The organism is Deltaproteobacteria bacterium HGW-Deltaproteobacteria-4, assembly GCA_002841765.1.
Taxonomy (GTDB): Bacteria; Desulfobacterota; Desulfuromonadia; order Desulfuromonadales; family UBA2197; genus UBA2197.
Genome location: PHAV01000010.1, coordinates 64,174 through 82,857 on the forward strand (window position 1 = coordinate 64,174; position 18,684 = coordinate 82,857).

13 protein-coding genes and 2 riboswitches are annotated in these 18,684 nt (G+C 54.5%); of the genes, 6 read left to right on the forward strand and 7 right to left on the reverse strand.

Annotation, left to right across the window (positions count from 1 at the left end):
- Nucleotides 1-309: 309 nt before the first annotated feature.
- The 3 genes from CVU69_08465 to CVU69_08475 form a co-directional block, all read right to left on the reverse strand.
- On the reverse strand, nt 310-2,610 hold the full coding sequence (locus tag CVU69_08465) for a sigma-54-dependent Fis family transcriptional regulator (GenBank protein PKN12215.1): 2,301 nt from the start codon (nt 2,608-2,610) through the stop codon (nt 310-312).
- Nucleotides 2,611-2,704: 94 nt separating this feature from the next.
- Entirely contained in the window at nt 2,705-3,691 is a 987-nt protein-coding gene (locus CVU69_08470) for a peptide ABC transporter ATP-binding protein (GenBank protein ID PKN12216.1), read from the reverse strand.
- A complete protein-coding gene (locus tag CVU69_08475) occupies nt 3,688-4,653 on the reverse strand; it encodes an ABC transporter ATP-binding protein (GenBank protein ID PKN12217.1) in 966 nt (321 codons plus the stop codon). Before CVU69_08475 ends, CVU69_08470 begins: the two co-directional genes overlap by 4 nt.
- Nucleotides 4,654-4,807: 154 nt before the next feature.
- Here CVU69_08475 and CVU69_08480 point away from each other — a divergent pair, with 154 nt between their 5' ends.
- Entirely contained in the window at nt 4,808-5,605 is a 798-nt protein-coding gene (locus CVU69_08480) for a hypothetical protein (GenBank protein ID PKN12218.1), read from the forward strand.
- A 4-nt stretch (nt 5,606-5,609) separates the two neighbouring features.
- On the opposite strand, the gene CVU69_08485 is transcribed toward CVU69_08480, so the two are convergent.
- Entirely contained in the window at nt 5,610-6,761 is a 1,152-nt protein-coding gene (locus CVU69_08485) for a cystathionine gamma-synthase (protein ID PKN12219.1), read from the reverse strand.
- A 46-nt stretch (nt 6,762-6,807) separates the two neighbouring features.
- Nucleotides 6,808-7,953, reverse strand: coding sequence for a cystathionine gamma-synthase (locus CVU69_08490; protein PKN12220.1), 1,146 nt, complete (start codon nt 7,951-7,953; stop codon nt 6,808-6,810).
- A 123-nt stretch (nt 7,954-8,076) separates the two neighbouring features.
- A riboswitch (SAM riboswitch) is annotated at nt 8,077-8,189 on the reverse strand.
- A 437-nt stretch (nt 8,190-8,626) separates the two neighbouring features.
- Between CVU69_08490 and CVU69_08495 the strand changes: the two genes are divergently transcribed.
- Genes CVU69_08495 through CVU69_08515 form a run of 5 tightly spaced genes read left to right on the forward strand, consistent with a single transcriptional unit; the run spans nt 8,627 to nt 16,717 of the window.
- Nucleotides 8,627-9,295: a corrinoid-binding protein gene (locus tag CVU69_08495; protein PKN12221.1), complete on the forward strand. Its 669-nt coding sequence runs from the start codon at nt 8,627-8,629 to the stop codon at nt 9,293-9,295.
- Nucleotides 9,292-10,314 carry a hypothetical protein gene (locus CVU69_08500; GenBank protein PKN12222.1) on the forward strand — a complete coding sequence of 341 codons (1,023 nt, stop codon included), beginning with the start codon at nt 9,292-9,294 and terminating at the stop codon, nt 10,312-10,314. Before CVU69_08495 ends, CVU69_08500 begins: the two co-directional genes overlap by 4 nt.
- Nucleotides 10,311-10,901 carry a hypothetical protein gene (locus CVU69_08505; protein ID PKN12223.1) on the forward strand — a complete coding sequence of 197 codons (591 nt, stop codon included), beginning with the start codon at nt 10,311-10,313 and terminating at the stop codon, nt 10,899-10,901. The genes CVU69_08500 and CVU69_08505 overlap by 4 nt, the downstream gene beginning before the upstream one ends.
- Nucleotides 10,898-12,979, forward strand: a complete 2,082-nt coding sequence (locus tag CVU69_08510; GenBank protein PKN12224.1) for a hybrid sensor histidine kinase/response regulator — start codon at nt 10,898-10,900, stop codon at nt 12,977-12,979. The genes CVU69_08505 and CVU69_08510 overlap by 4 nt, the downstream gene beginning before the upstream one ends.
- Nucleotides 12,980-13,018: 39 nt before the next feature.
- The gene (locus tag CVU69_08515; protein PKN12225.1) at nt 13,019-16,717 is read left to right on the forward strand and encodes a hypothetical protein; all 3,699 of its coding nucleotides are present in this window, start codon (nt 13,019-13,021) and stop codon (nt 16,715-16,717) included.
- Here CVU69_08515 and cmoB read toward each other — a convergent pair.
- A complete protein-coding gene (gene cmoB / locus CVU69_08520; GenBank protein PKN12226.1) occupies nt 16,695-17,669 on the reverse strand; it encodes a tRNA 5-methoxyuridine(34)/uridine 5-oxyacetic acid(34) synthase CmoB in 975 nt (324 codons plus the stop codon). The two genes, CVU69_08515 and cmoB, sit on opposite strands and share 23 nt — an antisense overlap.
- Entirely contained in the window at nt 17,666-18,400 is a 735-nt protein-coding gene (locus tag CVU69_08525; protein ID PKN12227.1) for a carboxy-S-adenosyl-L-methionine synthase CmoA, read from the reverse strand. Before CVU69_08525 ends, cmoB begins: the two co-directional genes overlap by 4 nt.
- A 120-nt stretch (nt 18,401-18,520) precedes the next feature.
- A riboswitch (cyclic di-GMP riboswitch) is annotated at nt 18,521-18,597 on the forward strand.
- The last annotated feature ends 87 nt before the right edge of the window (nt 18,598-18,684 follow it).

Sequence of the window (18,684 nt, forward strand, 5' to 3'; positions counted from 1 at the left end):
GCCATCCGGGGAGAGAGAGCCGGATGGCGCAAAGGGGGGTGGATGTCGGTGGTAAACCAAGTCTTATTCCCCGTTCAATGATTTATTGTTTAGCAATTACTGTGCCAATTATTTAAATTGCTGTTTTTGTTTGATTTTTAAAATTTTGAGCGCTGTGCTGCTTTTGCTGTTCCGTGAAATTCCGTATTTGTGCCGGAGATGGCACAGATTGTTGAGGCATTTTGCGCAGAAGTGCAGTTTTGGTGCGTTAATGAGTGTGCCGTTTTTGGCCCGTCATGATGAAGGAGTGTGCCATTTTTGGCAATACAGTTATGTCTGTCGGTTTTTATTGAATTCTTTTCCATTTAAATCGTTACGTTTGAGGAGGCGATAGAAGGTACGGCGGGGAATTCCAGCCTGAATTGCCGCCGCTGAAACATTTCCTCTGGCTTCCCGGAGAAAATGAATGAGGAGATTCTTCTCCATTTGGCCAATATGTTTGTCGCGTTGCGAGCGAAAGCTTGGTGTTGCGAGGTCTGTTTCCGTGCGTCCTTCGTTCAGGGCGAGTTCGGTAAAGACGACCGGAAGATTCTCCAGTCTGATGACGCTGTCCTGTGCCAGAACAGAGGCGCGTTCGATGATATTTTGCAGTTCACGAATATTCCCCGGCCAAGGGTAGCGCATTAGTGCTTGCAGCGCCCGCTCGTCGATTCCCTTGATCGGTTTGTTGAGACGGCGACTGGCCCGAGCCCGAAAATTTTCCACCAGGGCCGGCAGGGACTCGAGTCGACTGCGCAAGGGTGGTTGGGAGATGGTAAAAACATTGAGTCGGTAATAGAGATCTTCGCGAAACCAACTTTCGCGAATTCCTGCTTCTAAATCTTTGTTGGTGGCGGCAATGAGGCGGACATCGACTTTGATCGGAGCGTTCCCTCCCACCGGACGAATCTCGCCGTTGTCAAGAACCCGCAGGAGTTCCGCTTGCAGTTTCGGGGTAATGTCACCGATTTCGTCAAGGAAGATAGTACCGCCGTTAGCAGCCTCGAAGAGCCCTTTTTTGTCAGCAACAGCACCGGTGAATGCCCCTTTTTTATGACCAAAGAGTTCACTTTCCAAAAGACTGTCGGTAATTGTCGTGCAGTTGATGGTGACAAGCGGTTTATCGGCACGCAGGCTCTTTTCGTGAATGGCCCGCGCCGTCAGTTCTTTGCCGGTACCACTCTCGCCGCGAATCAGTACGGTCGTCGGCGTGGGTGCAACCTGATAAATAAGCCCGAGAATATCCATGGTGCGCGGATCCTCGCCGACGATTGCCGATGATCCGACTTCCTGCGCCAGGGCGCGTTGTGCCAGTTCAAATTTTTGCGTCAGCATGGTGTGATCCTCTTCCAGGCGTTTGACCGCATAAGGAAGACACATCTCACGCTCGGCCAATCCCTGAAAGACGGCCACGGCATATTCCCGGCAAGTCGCATATCCGCAGGCCCCACAATTCAATTCGTCACTTTCGACAAATTTATTGATCGACTGAAGAATGTTGCGCACGCTCTCGCCCCCCGGCAGTTCCAAACGCTTATGTTTGTTTCTGAAGCTGCGATTTGTGGCGATGCTCTGTTTCACCGTACAGTAATGACTGGCGGTCTGATAAGGGACTTCGCTGCAAGAATGCTGGTAGATCAGATTGCGTTTGCTGAAAGTTGTCAGGCGGTTATTTTTGCCTGGCCCACCGATACAGCCGCCGGTACAGAAGCGGATATCAATAAAGCGGGGGGTAATACGCCCGGCTGCGACGTCGCGGATGACTTCAAGGGCATTCTCCGGGCCTTCGGAGCTGAGGTATTCAGGATGAAAAATGTCGCTCTTGATGCCGAAAGCGTTCAGGGGACCACCGGCAATGGCAAAGAGTCGACTATCGTTATGTGGTGGCATCCCATTGAAGGGGTGGTTGGGGAGGCGGCTTAAATCGAGCTTCCTGAGCTTGAACATTTGTTGCAACTCTTTGTAGGTCAGGACGACATCGATCGCGTCCTGGATCTGTTCTTCTTCAATTTCAAATTTTCCGGCAATACATGAACTGATATAGACAACCTTGGTCCTGGGGCCAAGAGTCTCTTTGATAAAGCGTCCTGCGGCGATCTTCGGTGACACTGTCTTCATCAGGTTTCGTAAGAGTTGGGGGTAGTGCCTTTCAATTAAATCGACAATCGCTGGACAATGACTTGAAAACAGAGTGGCGGCGTTCTTCTTCTGGCTCTCAATCTCGGCCTGATAAGACAAACGGATTAATTCGACACCGCTGGAGCCTTCGTGAACTTCTGAAAAGCCGAGGTTTTTGATTCCCGCCACCAGTTGTCCGGGGCGAATATCATTGAAGAATGCCGGATAAGAACATCCGAGAATGGCAACGACCGGTTCTGACCCGTCTATGAGTTTTTGTACGCTCAAAATACTGTCAGCAATCACTTTGGCCTGCTGGGAGCAGACCTGTACGCAAATACCGCAGCCAATGCAACGGCTGTCAATGATTTCAGCGTGATCTTTGTGGACTTTAATCGCTTTAACCGGACAGTTGCGGACGCAGGAATAGCATTTGCGGCAGCGTTCCTGCAGCGTGGTAATCGGCCCTGTCATCTAGGATTCTCCTGTCAGATGTGCTTGCTTTGGCACGCTAAAGTGCCATGTCTGGCACAAAATGTCAAAAAGGATCTATAGGCGACAGGGAAATTCAGGCGAGGTTGCGGGAGAATTCACCGGCAAAGTGGCAGGCGGCGAAACGCGCCGGATCATGCTCCAACAGGACGGGACTGAGCTCCCGGCAGATCGACTGAGCGTAGATACAACGGGGATGGAAGTGGCAGCCGGCAGGCGGAGAGAGGGGGGAGGGGATTTCTCCTTGCAGGAGGATCCTTTTATGCTGCCGTCCGGGGATGGGGCGGGGGACAGCTTGCAGTAAAGCTTCCGTATAAGGATGAAAGGGGGCGCGGTAGAGTTCGATCGCCGGTGCGATTTCAATAATCCGGCCGAGATACATAACAGCCACGCGTTTACACAGGTGTTCGACCACTGAAAGGTCGTGGGAAATAAAGAGATAAGTCAAGCCGAACTGCTGCTGGATATCATCGAGCAGGTTGATAACCTGAGCCTGAATCGAGAGATCGAGAGCGGAGACAGGTTCATCGGCGATGATCAATTCGGGTTTGACTGCCAGAGCACGGGCGATGCCGATGCGTTGCCGTTGTCCACCGGAAAATTCATGCGGATAGCGTTCAAGTATATCACTGCCGAGACCGACGGTTGCCAGCAGATCAATGACGAGATCCTTGACCGTAGCCGGGGTCGCCAGGCCGTGAATGAGTAATGGTTCAGCGACAATGTCGCCAATTTTGCAGCGGGGATTGAGTGAGGAGAAGGGGTCCTGAAAGATCATCTGCATCTGCCGCCGCCGCGGCCGTAGCTCCTTTTGTCCCATGGGGACAAGATCTTCGTTGTGAAAGAAGACCGCACCGCTGTCGGCTTCAAGGAGACGTAAAATCAGGCGACCGGTTGTCGATTTTCCACAACCCGACTCGCCAACCAGACCGAGGGTTTCACCGGGAGCAAGGTCGAAGCTGATATTGTCGACGGCACGAAAGCGCTGCTCTTGACCGCCAAGCGGGCCCTGTGCCGCCGCAAAGGATTTGGTCAAATTCCGGACCGACAATAAAGGATTCATAAGGCCTTCCAGCAGCGCACCTGATGATTCGGCGCCACTTCCCGTAAGGGCGGCAGATGTTCACGGCACTGGTGCATTACTTCGCGGCAGCGCGGGGCAAAGGGGCAGCCGTCGCCATGCTGCATGGCGTCGGTCACTTGATCGGGAATCGGCACCAAACGTTGCCGCTCTTCTCCGAGGCGGGGAATGCAGGCAAGGAGACCGCGAGTATAAGGGTGGAGAGGTTCATTGAAGAGGGGGGCAACGTCTGCTGCTTCCATAATCAGGCCGGCATACATGATCGCCACCGCATCAGCGGTTTCGGCAACGACACCGAGGTCGTGCGAAATAAGGAGCATCGACATCCCGCGACTGCGGCGTAATTCATCAAGAAGCGCAAGAATCTGGGCCTGTATCGTCACGTCGAGGGCGGTCGTCGGTTCGTCGGCAATCAGCAGTTGCGGATGGCCGGCAAGGGCCATGGCGATTACGACCCTTTGGCGCATCCCGCCGGAGAGTTGGTGCGGGTACGATGCCAGTCTTTTCCGCGCATCCGGGATGCCAACCTGCTGCAGGAGCGCGGCGGCTTCTTCTTCTTGTTCCTGGCCGTGCAGGCCACGATGGAGCTCGAGAACTTCGCCAATTTGCCTCTTGACGGTAAAGACCGGATTCAGTGAAGTCATCGGTTCCTGAAAGATCATGGCAATCTGGTTGCCGCGAATCCGCCGCATCTCTGTCGGTGGCAGCCGGAGCAGATCTTCTCCGGCAAAAGAGATCGTTCCTTCGACAATCTTCCCTGGTTCCGGTACCAGACGCAAAATCGACAGCGCCGTCATCGATTTGCCACAGCCTGATTCCCCGACCAAAGCCAGAGTACGACCGGACCCAATCGAAAAGTCGATGCCGCCAATTGCCTTGATCAGGCCACGGGGCGTAAAGAAGTAGGTTTTAAGGGAGCAGACATCAAGAAGAGGGGAAGTCATCGATCGATCCTGGAAGGAGAATGTCCGGACTTTACAATGAATTGTTTAAGGGGTCAAGGAAGCGGCAAAAGTTGACGATTCTATTTATTGACAACAAGCTGCACTAAAGGCAGGGTTTAAGCATTGGACCCATTTATTTGTGAGGAATTGAAGCGTGAACAGGATTCAGCCACAACAAAGTCTCTTTACCCCTGAACTGGTGCAGCGCCTGCAGCGTGCTTTGCTGGCCGAAGGGGATGAGCTCTTTTCTCTGGTGCAGGATGGCGCCCCCGAAGTTCTCCGGACTTTGTTGAAAAATCGTTATCTAGCGGAGGAACACCTCCTGGCTCTGTTGCGGCGCCGTGATCTGGGAGAGGATCTGCTCAAAGCGCTGCATCAGCATGAACTGACATTGTCGTCATATCGCCTTAAGCTTGCTTTGGCGGTCCATCCCAAAAGCCCGCCAGCGGTGCTGCAACCCCTCCTTCCCCACCTTCATCTCTTTGATCTCCTCGGCATCTGTCTTCACCCCGGCACAACTCCCGATCAGAAGCTGGCCGCGGAGCGGACGATTGTACAGCGTCTGCCGGGAGTGCCGCTCGGCAACCGCATCACGCTGGCGCGTCGGGCCCCGTCGACTCTTCTGGTGGAATTGTTGGGGGGAGGGGAGGCGCAGGTTGTTACCGCCGCGCTTGACAATCCCCGCCTCAAGGAAGGGGGTCTGGTGCAATATCTCAGCGGTGGCCGGGCGACGGCGTACGCGATTAGCACGATCTTTCGTCATCACCGCTGGCAGAAGTTGCCGTCGATCCGTTCGACTCTGCTGAAAAATTCGCAGACACCGGAGACCATCTTCAGTCAACTCCTTGCCTCCTGCCCCCTTCCTGAGCTCAAAAACCTGCGCCTTTCCAATCGTCTTAGTACAATTCAGAAGCTTTTAGTTGCACAGGAACTCAAGCGCCGTCAGGGATGAAAGTTTACTCTGGTGACAATCCTTGCACCAAATCTTCCCAAAGATCCTCAACATCCTCAATCCCGGCCGAGATACGCAGCAGCGTTTCGCGAATGCCGAGCTGTTGTTTGGTGGCGACCGGGATAGCGGCGTGCGACATGCTCCAGCAGTGGGTGAGGATGGTTTCGACGCCGCCGAGGCTGGGGGCGATGATCGGCAATTTGACGCGCTGCAGAAGTGGAGCGATCTGGCTCTCATTTTTGAGCTCGAAGGAGAGGATGGCGCCGGCGCCGCTTGCCTGGGAAAAATGGAGTTTCCGGTCGGCAAAGTCGGGGAGGCCGGGGTAGTAGACGCGGCTGACGGCGGGGTGGACAGCGAGGCGCTCGGCGAGGATCTGGGCGTTGGTCTGGGCGGCATCAAGGCGCAGTTTGAGAGTCTTGATGCCGCGACTGAGGAGGAAAGAGTCAAAGGGGGCAAGGACGGCGCCGAAAGCGTTCTGGAAGAACTTGAGGCGTTTGGCCAGGGCCGGGTCGGCGGTGGTGACCAGACCGGCCAGGAGGTCGGAATGGCCGCCAAGGAATTTGGTGGCACTGTGAATCGTCACGTCGATACCTAGATCGAGGGGGCGCTGCAGCAGCGGGGTCATGAAGGTGTTGTCCAAGAGGGTGAGGAGTCCCCGTTCCTTGGCGATGGCGGCGATGGCGCGGAGGTCGACGATCTTGAAGAGGGGATTAGACGGCGTTTCGAGGAAGATTGCCTTGGTCTCGGGGCGGATGGCGGCAACAACAGCGTCGAGATCGGTCTGATCGACGAAAGTGGCACTGATGCCGTTGGCAGGCAAAACCTGCGACAAGTAGCGCCACGAGCCGCCGTAAAGATCATCCGGGGCGATGAGGTGATCGCCGCTGTTAAGCAGGGCCAGGGCGCTGCCGATCGCCGCCATACCGCTCGGGTAAGCAAAACCGCGCACCCCGCCTTCGAGCAGGGCAATGGCTTCTTCGACCTGGTCACGGCTGGGATTGCCGCTGCGGGCGTAGTCGTATTCACCGGATTTTCCGCCGCTATGGTGGTAGGTGGAGGCGAGGTAGACCGGGATGGTGCTGGCGCCGGTCGCCGGATCACGGTCGCGGCCCTGATGCACGAGAAGGGTGGCGGTACGATAAGCATGATCGCTCATGGAATAGTCCTTAGTCAGTGGGGCGCCCCTCGTGGGCGCCAGAATTTCAGTTCAAAGCCTGTTCAAGATCAGCAATCAGATCGTCAACATTCTCAATCCCCACCGAAAAACGCAGCAGGGAAGCACAAATACCGCGCCGCTCCCGTTCCGCTTCCGGGATATCCCCATGCGTCTGGATCGCCGGTAATGTGAGAAGCGATTCAACGCCGCCAAGGCTTTCGGCAAAGGAGATCAGCTCGATCTTCTTCAATACCTGGCGGGCGAGTTCTGGGCTGCTAACACGAAAAGAGAGCATGCCGCCGAAGCCGCTGCATTGCTGTTTGCTGAGTGCATGGCCGGGGTGATCTTCCAGTCCCGGATAGTAAACAGCCGTCACTTGCGGCTGACGTTGCAGCCAACGGGCAATCTGCAAAGCATTCTGGCAATGCCGCTCCATGCGCAGGGTCAAGGTCTTCAAGCTACGGATCAGCAGCCAGCAATCCTGCGGTGGCAGCACGCCACCTGTGGCATTTTGCAGGAAGTAGAGACGTTCACCGAGAGCGACATCTTTGGCGACGAGGACACCGGAACAGAGATCATTGTGACCGCCGAGATACTTGGTGCCGGAGTGTATCACCACGTCGGCGCCAAGGTCGAGGGGGCGCTGCAGGATCGGAGTGAGAAAGGTGTTGTCGACACAAAAAAGGAGGCTGTGTTGTCGGCAGATGGCGGCAAGAGCGATAATATCGCTGACTCCGAGGAGTGGATTTCCCGGCGTTTCAAGAAGGAGGGCGCGACTCTGCGGGGTGATGGCGGCGGTAACAGCAGCATGGTCATTGGTGTCAACGTAACTGGCAGAGATCCCCAGTTTAGCGAAAATCTGCTCTAAAAGGCGGTAGGTGCCACCGTAGAGATCTTCGGAAACGATGACGTGATCGCTGCTGGAGAAGTGGAGGAAGAGGGTGGTCAACGCCGCCATGCCGGAAGCAAAGGCGAGGCCGCGGCATCCTCCTTCGAGGGTAGCGAGCCCTTCTTCAAGGATCTGCCGGGTCGGATTGCCGGAGCGGGTATAATCAAAGCCGGTACTTTCGCCGACGCCGGGGTGGCGGTAGGTGGCGCTCGGATAGATCGGGAAGCTGATGGCGCCGTTTGTTTCATCACGGCCGACACCCAGGTGGACAATGCGGCTTTCAAGGCTTTGTGCTCCGGACATAGGTCTTCTCCTCTGAGGTAGTCCTGGCGAGGGGACATAAAAAAGCCCCTTCTCAAATATCGGATGAGAAGGGGCTTCGTAAAACGGCGCAGAGAATAGAAAGCACGGTCTTGCGAAACACCGTCCTCATTTTTCCCCGGAAAGACCGGAGCAGGAATTAGCACCTGGCATCCGTACAAAACGGATCGGTTGCTGTGGTGTCGCAGGGCCTGTCCCTCAACCACTCTGAATAAAGACGTGTTTAGTCGGCAGTAAAAGCCGTATGTAGATTTAAAATACAGAAGACAAAGTTGTTTTGTCAACAATAAAATATGCAGAAGATATTAAACTACTTTATTTTGATAAAGATCTCTCGTGGGGTACTGACTGATTATTTATATATTTGAAGAGGGAACGCCACATCATTAAAATATTTGGCGTTGTTTTAAGATCAACAGGTATCCCTGAGTTAATAATTGTAATTTACTCAAATATCTCTATACTTTCAAGTTGAAAACTCTGTTTGAAAAGGAGTCTGAAAATGATAATGATTTTCTCGAATTTTTACATGCAGACCCAACTTCGCTCCCTTGCAGGCCCCTTGTCAGCATGAGTATCACACAAACCGGCGTTGCGGATTATTCTGCGCGCCGGTTTTTTTAAAATCAGCACCTGCATAACCAGGAGGCATCTCATGAACCCGCAAGATCTCAGTAATCAACTGCTGACCACCATGATTAATGCCGACCGTTCCGCCGCAGCGGCACTGGTTGAACAGGCGCTTTCTGATGGAATCGAACCCCGGCAGGTGATTGCCGACATCCTTGATCCGGCAATCGTCCGCCTGGGACGACTGTGGGAGGATGAAACGATGTCGCTGGCACAGAACTTTGTCGCCTCAAAAATCGCCGAAGACACGCTGCTCCGCTGTATTCCGAACAAGGCGGATAATTCCCACAGCAAAGGCGCTGTCGTGATCGGCAATATTGAGGATGATTTTCACAGCCTTGGCCGTAAGACAGTGGGGCTGTTTCTGGCCGCCGCCGGTTGGGAGGTGCACGATCTCGGCAATGATGTCACTGCTGAGGAGCTGCTTGCCAAGGCTCTTGAAGTAAACGCCTGCGTGATCGGCGCCTCGGCCATGATGCAGACTACCGCATTGAACATCCGCAAGCTACGGCAGTTGATTGATGAAAGGGGTCTTGCCAACCGGATCAAGCTGGCGGTCGGGGGGGCGGTATTCAACTGGCGACCGGAGCTGGTGGAGGAGATTGGTGGCGACGGCACTGCTAACAACGCTATCGAAGCCGATGAGCTGTTCATGCGGCTGCAGGCAGAAGTGCGCGGAGAGGTGACGCCATGAATTCCTATCAGCGGGTCATGGGCACCTTGATGGGGCAGCCGGTGGATAAGCTCCCGGTCTTTGCGGTGCTCGGCGCGTATGGGGGCAAGTTGACCGGCGTTGACCTGCGCACCCTGTTCAGCGACGCCTCTGCCTATGTCACAGGACAAAAGGCGCTGCAACAGGAATTCGGTTTTGATCTGGTGATGACAGCCTTCGATTACAGCGTCATTGCCGAGGCGTTCGGCGGCGAGGTGGCCTGGTCGAACGATCAGGTGCCAAACATGAAGAGACCGGCGGTCCGTAAGGCCGCCGATGCCCTGCTGCTACCGCTCCCCGATCTTTCCCGAACCGCTCGCCTGCCGGTGGTCCTGGAGATGAACCGCCAGCTGGCCGGACTTTACAAGGAGCAGGTGCCGATCATCAGTGTGCTCCCCGGCCCCTGTATCTTGCCGTCGCTGCTGGTCGGTATCGAACAGTGGATGGAAGCGGTGCTGTTTGATCCGGAACTGGCCCAGCAACTGCTCGACTATACCGCACCGTTTTTTATTTCATGGGCCAATGCTTTACTGGATGCGGGTGCAGACTGCCTGGCCTTTACCGAAGGAATGGCAACCTCGGCAGTCGCCCCGCGCGCAATGTTTGCCGAACAGTTCCTGCCGCACCTTCAGTCTGTTTTTACCAGGATCCATGGTCCCAAAGTTATCAGCAGCACCGGCGGCTGTATGAATCATATTCTGGATCTTCTCCCCGGCACTGATGGCCTGGTCGGAGTCATTGCCGGATCAAAGGACGATCTGGGCGAAGCCAGGCGTTTGCTTGGTCCCGACCTGAACATTATCGGCAATCTCGATAACCTGAGCATGCCTGCTGCGTCTGCCGAACAGGTCTACGACATGAGCATGGCCTGTTTGCAGGCAGCAGCGCCATCAGGGCACTACATTCTGGCCAATGCCGGCTCCGACATGCCGCAAGCGACGCCGCCCGAAAACCTGCGCGCGATGCAGGCCGCCGCTGCGGCCTACGGTCGTAAAATATGACGCCGCACACCGTCTGGCTCAGTTGCGGTGTCGTCCGCGCCGAGATGGAGGAGTTACAGCGCCTCGGGCTGATCGAGGGAGAACTGCTGTTCCTCGACTCCATGCTGCATATGGATCCGCCGCTGCTTGAGACAAAGCTGGCTGCAGTGCTGGAAGAAAGGTCCGGTCAGCCCGGCATTCTGGTGCTGGTCTATGGCGACTGTTCGGCTCACATGCTCGATCTGGTGCGCCGCTTTCATGTCGGCCGCGTCTCCATTATCAACTGCGCCCAGCTGCTGTTGGGGCGTGAGCGTTATCGCCAGTTGATGCGTGAGGAAGCTTTTCTGGTGCTGCCGGAATGGGCAAAGCGCTGGGAGCATATCATGAAGAGCGAACTGGGGCTGAACGAAGAGGTGGCACGTGGCCTGATGGGAGAAAACCGTGGCGTACTGGTCTATCTGGACAGCGGCCTGGCACCGGTGCCTGATGAGCAGCTGGCAGCATTTTCGGAGTACAGCGGGCTCCCCTGGCGGATCGAAAAAGTAACATTGGACTGCATGCTGGCAGCGCTGCTGGCAGCGCAGGCCGGGGCGGAGGATCAAACATGAGCATCATCACCAACCAACCCGCTGTCCAACTGATGGCCATCGAGGTCATCTCGGAGCTGCTGGCTTCCACATCACCGCGCAAACTGGGAGAAGCGCTGACCGAGCATCTGCGCGAGTTGACCGGGGCCCGAACCATCATGGTGCTGGCCCATCGCCCCGGACCTCAACCGGGTGAACTGCTGTATGCCAGCCCGGAACGGCGGAGTACACTCTTTTCTGCCGCAGAACTCAATCTTTTCTGTCCTGAGATAACGCCGGGGGAGCTCCCGTTTTTACCGGAAGAGCTTTCTGTCGGGCATCCGCTGCGCTCGCTACTGCTGAGAGCCGGTATCCATTCCCTGGCGCGCTATCCGCTGCGCGCCGGTGGTGAGTTCGTCGCCCTGCTGCTGCTCTTTGACCTGCCGGGGGCAGAACGGATGGCCGGGACCAGCCATCTCATCAACCTCCTTGCCGCGCCGATTGCGCTGGCCCTTAAAAACGCCCTGGCCTTTCGTCTGATTGAGGAGCAGGCCAAAGAGCTGGAACAGCGGGTGGAGGAGCGGACGGCTGAGCTGCGGCAAAGTGAAGAACGCCATCGCTCCATCCTTCAGACCGCCATGGACGGCATCTGGCTGATAGACGCACAGGGGCGTTTTGTTGAAGTAAACGAAACCTATTGCCGGATGAGCGGTTACAGTATGCAGGAGCTGCTCTCAATGTCTGTTTCCGATGTCGAGTCTTTTGAGACAGCCAGTGAGACCTCTGCCCGTATCAAGAAGGTTATGGAACAGGGGGAGGATCGTTTCGAGTCCCGGCATCGCCGCAAGGATGGTACCGTTTATGATGTCGAAGTCAGTGTTCAGTACCGGCCGGCTGACGGCGGGCAGTTTGTGTCTTTCGTGCAAAACATCACCGAGCGCAAGCGAGCCGAAGAAGAAGAAATCAAACTCCAAGCCCAGCTCCAGCAGGCCCAGAAGATGGAGTCAGTCGGTCGCCTGGCCGGTGGCGTGGCTCACGATTTCAATAACATGCTGACGGTCATTCTCGGTCATGCCCAGCTGGGGCTGATGCGCCTGGATCCGAACCACCCGGTCGGTGCCGACCTCAAAGAGATAATCAGCACGGCACAGCGCTCCGCCGATCTGACCCGGCAGCTGCTCGCCTTTGCCCGCAAACAGACGGTTACTCCCAAAGTTCTGAATCTGAACGCTACCGTGTCAGAGATGCTCAAGATGCTGCAGCGGCTGATCGGCGAGGATATTAACCTTAGCTGGCAGCCAGCACCCGATCTCGGGCAGGTCCGGATAGATCCGTCCCAGATAGACCAGATTCTGGCCAACCTTTGTGTCAACGCCCGGGACGCCATTGCAGGAAACGGCCGGATCACCATCGAGACGGCAAACAGCACCATCGACAGGGATTACTGTGCCGTCAATTTGGAGGCAGTGCCCGGAGAATATGTCTGTCTGACGGTGAGCGATTCCGGCAGCGGCATGGACAAGGAGACACAGGCCCATATCTTTGAGCCGTTTTACACCACCAAAGAGTTGGGCAAGGGGACCGGGCTCGGGTTGGCCACGGTCTATGGCGCCGTCAAACAGAACAACGGCTTCATCAACATCTACAGCGAACCGGGTCAGGGAACGACCTTCTCGATCTATCTGCCCCGGGAAGCGAACTTGGGCACGGCACGCCGCACCCCGGATGCGGACACTGCCGTTCCGCGCGGTCAGGAAACCATCCTTTTGGTGGAAGACGAACCGGCCATCCTTGATATTGCCTCCGAGATGCTTGAAATGCAGGGCTATACCGTGTTGAAGGCAGATACCCCCGGCGAGGCGATTCGTCTGGCCCGTGAGCACGTCGGTGAGATCCAGCTGCTCATGACTGACGTGATCATGCCGGAGATGAACGGTCGGGATCTGGCTAAAAACCTTCTGTCAATGTATCCCCATATGAAACGCCTGTTCATGTCGGGGTATACAGCCGATGTCATTGCCACTCATGGTGTGCTCGACGATGGCGTGCATTTCATCCAGAAACCGTTCTCGCTGCCGGATATGGCAGCCAAGGTGCGGGAAGTTCTGGATAAACCGTAGATATAATGGTTGTCGTGCCCCTGATTTTGGAGATACCACATGAGAAAATATATCATATCGACTCTCTGCCTGTTGCTCGTCCTCATGAGTTGTCTCACCTTGTATGCGGCTGACCCACGTGTTGTAAGGGTTGGAGCGTTCAATTATTATCCCGCAATTTTCAAAGACACCGATGGTGCTGTCAAAGGCTTTTATGTTGATGCCCTGGCTGATATTGCACAAAGAGAAAATATCCGCTTCGAGTATGTGTATGGCTCCTGGAGTGAAGGACTGGAGCGGATTAAATCCGGTGAAGTCGATGTGCTGACCAGTGCTGCCGTGACACCGACGCGGGCTGAATTTCTGGATTATGGTAAAACACCGCTCCTGACCGTGTGGGGTGAGTTATATGTGCCGATTTCATCCGACATTGACGGGATCCGCGCAGTACAAGGTAAAAAAATCGCGGTGATGAAAAATGATTTCAACGCCCTGGACTTTATCAAACTGGTTGAAAAGTTCGATATAACCTGTGAATTCATCGAGATGCCAGGATTTGAAGAAGTGTTCAATGCGGTTGCGACAGAAAAAGTTGATGCCGGAGTTGTCAGCAGCACCTTCGGTGTTGCCAAGCAAAAGGAGTTCGGTCTTCGCTCTACAGGGGTCGCATTCAATCCCTTTGATATTTACTTCGCGGTTGCCAAGGAGAAAAACGGTGATCTTCTGGTCATGCTGGATAACTACCTGCACAACTGGAGACATCAAAAAGATTCGCCCTATAACAAGGCCCGTCAAAAATGGTCGCATGGCAGCGACAACGTCATACACGTCATTCCCGACTGGCTGATGACAGCCGTTGCCGCGATGACCATACTGGCGCTTTGTGCCTTTGCTTTTATTTTAATGCTGAAGAAACAAGTGAGCAGCAAGACCCGCTCTATTATTGAGTCCTCGAAGAGATATCAAATCGTATCCGAACGCCAGAATGCAATCCTGGCAGCGGTTCCCGATATCATTATGGAAGTTGACACCAGCAAGGTTTACACCTGGGCCAACCCTGCGGGACTTGAGTTCTTTGGTGATGACGTTGTCGGCAAGGAAGCCTCCTTTTATTTTGCGGGTGAGCAGAACACCTACGAAGTTGTTCAGCCTTTATTCGACAGATTGGAAGAAGTAATTTATATAGAAAATCTGCAGCGCCGCAAAGACGGCACGGTTCGACTGCTGGCCTGGTGGTGCAAGGTGCTTGTTGATGAACAGGGGGTCGTGACCGGCACTTTGTCGTCAGCAAGGGATATTACTGAAAGTAAAACAACAGAAGAACAGTTGCGCCGATATATACACCTCTTTAGAAAAACTGAAGAGATAGCACAAATAGGAGGCTGGGAGCTTACCATTTCGTCAATGGAATTATTCTGGTCAGAGCAGACTTATCTTATACATGAAGTCACTCTTGACGCCAAAGTTACGGTTGAAGAAGCAATCAGCTTTTATACTCCGGAAACCAGACCGCTTATTCAGGATGTTATGCAGGCTGCCATTGAGTCCGGCACACCATTTGATCTGGAGTTGCAAATCAACACTACCATGGGCAACCTACTGTGGGTTCGTGTCCAGGGTGAAGCTGAGTATGACAGCGGAAAGATTGCCAAAATATTCGGCACGATCCAGGATATCACCGGACAGAAGCAGGCCGAAGAGGAACTGATAGCAAACACAGTCGACCTGAGAGAATCGCAGCGTATTGCTCATGTGGGAAGTTGGCGGCTAAATATTGCCAGCAATCAGGTTGTCTGGTCCGAAGAACTCTACAGTATGTATGGCTTTGACCCGACACTTCCACCACCACCTTACACCGAACACCAGAAACTGTTTACTCCTGAAAGTTGGGAAAGGTTGTCAGCAGCCATACAAAATACCCGAAGCACCGGAATCCCCTATGACCTTGAGTTGAAAACACTTCGGCTTGATGGCAGTTCCGGATGGATGTGGGTACGCGGCATGCAAGTAGTTGATGAAAATGGCGTGACAATCGGCCTGCGGGGTATGGCGCAGGACATCACCGAGCAAAAACAGATCGATGAAGTTCAGTCGTATCTGCTGCAAATCAACTCGATCAGCCCGGGCGAGGATTTTTTTGAAACTCTGGCCCGCTATCTTGCCAACACCCTCGGCATGGACTACGTCTGTATTGACACTCTTCATGGAGATTGTCTCTCAGCCCGCACTCTCGCAATCTACAATGATGGCCGATTCGAGGACAATGTCGAGTATACCCTGAAGGATACCCCCTGCGGCGACGTGGCGGGTAAAGAGATCTGTGTATTCCCCCGGGAAGTTTGCAGCCTGTTCCCACATGATGCAGCTTTGCAAGAGCTGCAAGCTGAGAGTTATGTCGGCACCACGCTCTGGAGTTTCGATATGAAGCCGATCGGCCTGATCGCCGTTATCGGGCGAAAAGAGCTGCTCGACTCTCATTTTGCAGAAAACGTGCTGAAGCTGGTGTCTGTCCGGGCGGCGGGGGAGTTGGAACGGAGGCAGGCCTATGAAGAAAAGCACCTCATCGAACAGCAATTCCAGCAGACCCAGAGATTGGAAAGCCTCGGCGTCCTGGCCGGTGGCATTGCTCATGACTTCAACAATATTCTGACAATTATTGTCGGATATTGCGGCATGACAAAAATGGATTTTAAATCCGCAGAAAAAAATATCCCCAAAATAGAAAAAGCCGCCGAACGGGCCGCGGCATTATGCCGTCAGATGCTGGCCTACGCCGGTAAAGCCACACTCAGCGAGAGTCAGGTCAATGTTCGGACATTGGTAGATGAGATGGCTTCCATGCTGAAAACGACTATCCCACATAACGTCGTCATCAAACCTGATCTCAGCTCTGATATCCTTTTCATTATGGGCGATGCCAGTCAACTCAGGCAGGTGGTCATGAATCTGATCATCAATGCCGCCGAAGCTATCGGCGATGCAGAGGGGGAGATCGATGTCAAGCTGGCAAGGGCAGAGATCAAGGCGGAGCGACCAGAGAAGGATTATCTCGGCATGATCATACCGCCGGGACGTTATATCTGCTTTGAAGTCAAAGATAACGGCTGCGGCATGGATGAAGACACCAGATGCAAAATCTTCGAGCCGTTCTACACCACCAAATTCACCGGTCGTGGCCTGGGGCTCTCGGCAGTCCTTGGCATCATCAAGGCCCATAACGGGGCATGGCAGATGGAAAGCCGGTTAGGACATGGCACAACCTTCCGAGTCTACCTGCCAGTCCAGCCCGGCATTTCAGAAACAGAGGAAGCGCAACCGATCACAGCTTCAGCAGAGTGGCAGGGGAGCGGCACCATCCTGCTGGCAGAGGATGAAGAGCAGGTCAAAACCATTGCAATCATTCTCTTACAGGAGCTCGGCTTCACCGTTCTTGACGCCGCAAACGGTAAGGAAGCGCTGGAGCTGTATCAGCAGAACGCCGCTGACATTACCCTGGTCGTGACCGATATGGGGATGCCGGTTATGAACGGTTATGAACTGTTCCATAAACTGAAACAGCTCAACCCGCAGCTGCCGATCATTATCTCCAGCGGTTTTGGTGAAGGTGATATTTCTTCTAAAATTCCATCTGAGGAGATCGCCGGATTGATCAACAAGCCGTATAGATTTGAACATCTGCGGGAGGTGTTACGGAGTGCTGTGGAGCGATCCCCGGATCTCAGCTACTTTCCCACCATTAAAAGGGCTTCGTCGCCGTAAAGATCGCCCTAAGCGGTGCAGGGTGCCCTTCAAAGGTCTTTTCCGGATCGTCCTGATCCAGAAAATCCGCCAATGATTCAAAGTGCATCCACGCCGTCGAGCGCTGCTCCTCCCGACTGGTGCGGTTGGTGTCTACGCAAGCAATCTTTGTGAAACCACAGCGCTGCAGCCATAAGGTCATCGCTGCAATCGAGGGGAGGAACCAGACATTGCGCATCTTGGCGTAACGCCCGGACGGCATGAAGATGGTCTCCTGATCCCCGGCGACAATCAGCGTTTCCAGAATTAACTCTCCCCCGGATCGCAAACAGCCCTTCAGTTCGAGGAGATGGTCGAGAGGGGAACGTCGATGATAAAGGACACCCATAGAAAAGACGCTGTCAAAGCAGGCAAGATTGGCCGGCACATCCTCGATGCCGATCGGGATAACATGATGCTGTGGGTCGCGGAGATAACGCTGCATCACCTGAAATTGCAGCACCGAAAGGAGGAAGGGCTCGATGCCGAGGACAAATTCAGCCCCGGCGCCGCGCATGCGCCAGCCGTGATAACCATTGCCGCAACCGACATCGAGCACCCTTCTTCCCGCTAACGGTTGAATGTGCGGCAGCAGGCGCTCCCACTTCCAGTCGGAACGCCACTCGGTATCGATCTCCACTCCGAAGATGTTGTAGGGGCCTTTGCGCCAGGGGTGAAAGGTTTGCAACCCGGCAATCAATTCCTCCCGGCTGAACTTTCCGAGGTCTGCCGCTTCGCCGATGGCCACCATCTCCTTCAGTTCCAGCCGGGAAGGATTGATGTCCGGCAACGCCTGCAGCGCCTTGAGCCAGCCCGCCATCTTGCCGTGACTGCCCTGGATCATCCTTTCCGACAAGGTCGCTTGCAGTTGTTGCGACCAGAGGTGCTGTCCCAGCGCTTCGAGTTGTGGCCAGAGGGAGTCGTAAAAATTCATTTGATCGCGACCATTGAAACAAAGTTCAAGCACTGGAACCAGAGATCGACAAAGTTAAAGCCCGCCACATGCAGCCGCTGTTGATGACAATCCAGGGTCTCCGGAATCAGCACATTTTCTAACGCCGTCCGTTTTTGGCTGATCTCCAGATCGCTGTAGCCATTAGCCCGTTTAAAGTCATGATGTAACACGACATGAAACTGCTGCTGCTCCGGCTCGGCAAAGGCGATCTTCTCCGAGAGGATGAGGATACCGCCCGGCTTTAACCCCGCATAAATCCGTTTGATCAGCCCTAAACGCTCCTCAACGGGGATGAATTGCAGGGTGAAGTTCAGAACCACGACGGAAGCGTTGGCAATGGCGACCTCCTGGAGGTCGCTACAGATCATCGTCACCGGAACAGTCGATGTCATATCGCGGGCCAGAAGCGCGCGACCCTGCTCAATCATGGCCGGAGAGTTGTCGACAGCGATTATGTCACACTCCGGCTGAGCGATCCTTTGCCGCATGGCGAGGCTGACCGCCCCTAATGAGCAACCGAGGTCATAACAGTGACTGCCTGGCTGGGCATATCTCGCGGCGAGAATGCCGATGGTGGAGATCATCACCCCATAGCCGGGGACCGAGCGTTGAATCATGTCGGGAAAGACCGCAACGACCCGTTCATCGAATTGAAAATCGATCATTTCGGCGAGAGGCGCAGCATAGATGGCATCAGTATTTTTGGTCACAATCTGTGTATCCTTTCGGCGATTCCTTAGTCTGTCGGAGCGAGTTCGATCAGTGAACCATGTTTTTCTTGACATGCTTCCCCGTTGAGTCAATTATCCTCACAGTTCAATACAATGGTTAAACGATAATACTAAACCATTCGCGAGAATGGGACGGAAAGCCTACAGGGTCTCACAGAGATAGCCGGGTCGCCGAAATATCCAGAAGATATTCGGTGACCCGGCTTTTTTTTACCATCAAATTCATAGCTTTGCCTTTATGGTAATTTCGAAAAATTCGGTCA

Coding starts and splice junctions, on each gene's coding strand:
- CVU69_08465 (PKN12215.1), bottom strand. CDS start 2,610: ATGACAGGGCCGATTACCACGCTGCAGGAACGCTGCCGCAAATGCTAT.
- CVU69_08470 (PKN12216.1), bottom strand. CDS start 3,691: ATGAATCCTTTATTGTCGGTCCGGAATTTGACCAAATCCTTTGCGGCG.
- CVU69_08475 (PKN12217.1), bottom strand. CDS start 4,653: ATGACTTCCCCTCTTCTTGATGTCTGCTCCCTTAAAACCTACTTCTTT.
- CVU69_08485 (PKN12219.1), bottom strand. CDS start 6,761: ATGAGCGATCATGCTTATCGTACCGCCACCCTTCTCGTGCATCAGGGC.
- CVU69_08490 (PKN12220.1), bottom strand. CDS start 7,953: ATGTCCGGAGCACAAAGCCTTGAAAGCCGCATTGTCCACCTGGGTGTC.
- CVU69_08495 (PKN12221.1), top strand. CDS start 8,627: ATGAACCCGCAAGATCTCAGTAATCAACTGCTGACCACCATGATTAAT.
- CVU69_08500 (PKN12222.1), top strand. CDS start 9,292: ATGAATTCCTATCAGCGGGTCATGGGCACCTTGATGGGGCAGCCGGTG.
- CVU69_08505 (PKN12223.1), top strand. CDS start 10,311: ATGACGCCGCACACCGTCTGGCTCAGTTGCGGTGTCGTCCGCGCCGAG.
- CVU69_08510 (PKN12224.1), top strand. CDS start 10,898: ATGAGCATCATCACCAACCAACCCGCTGTCCAACTGATGGCCATCGAG.
- CVU69_08515 (PKN12225.1), top strand. CDS start 13,019: ATGAGAAAATATATCATATCGACTCTCTGCCTGTTGCTCGTCCTCATG.
- cmoB (PKN12226.1), bottom strand. CDS start 17,669: ATGAATTTTTACGACTCCCTCTGGCCACAACTCGAAGCGCTGGGACAG.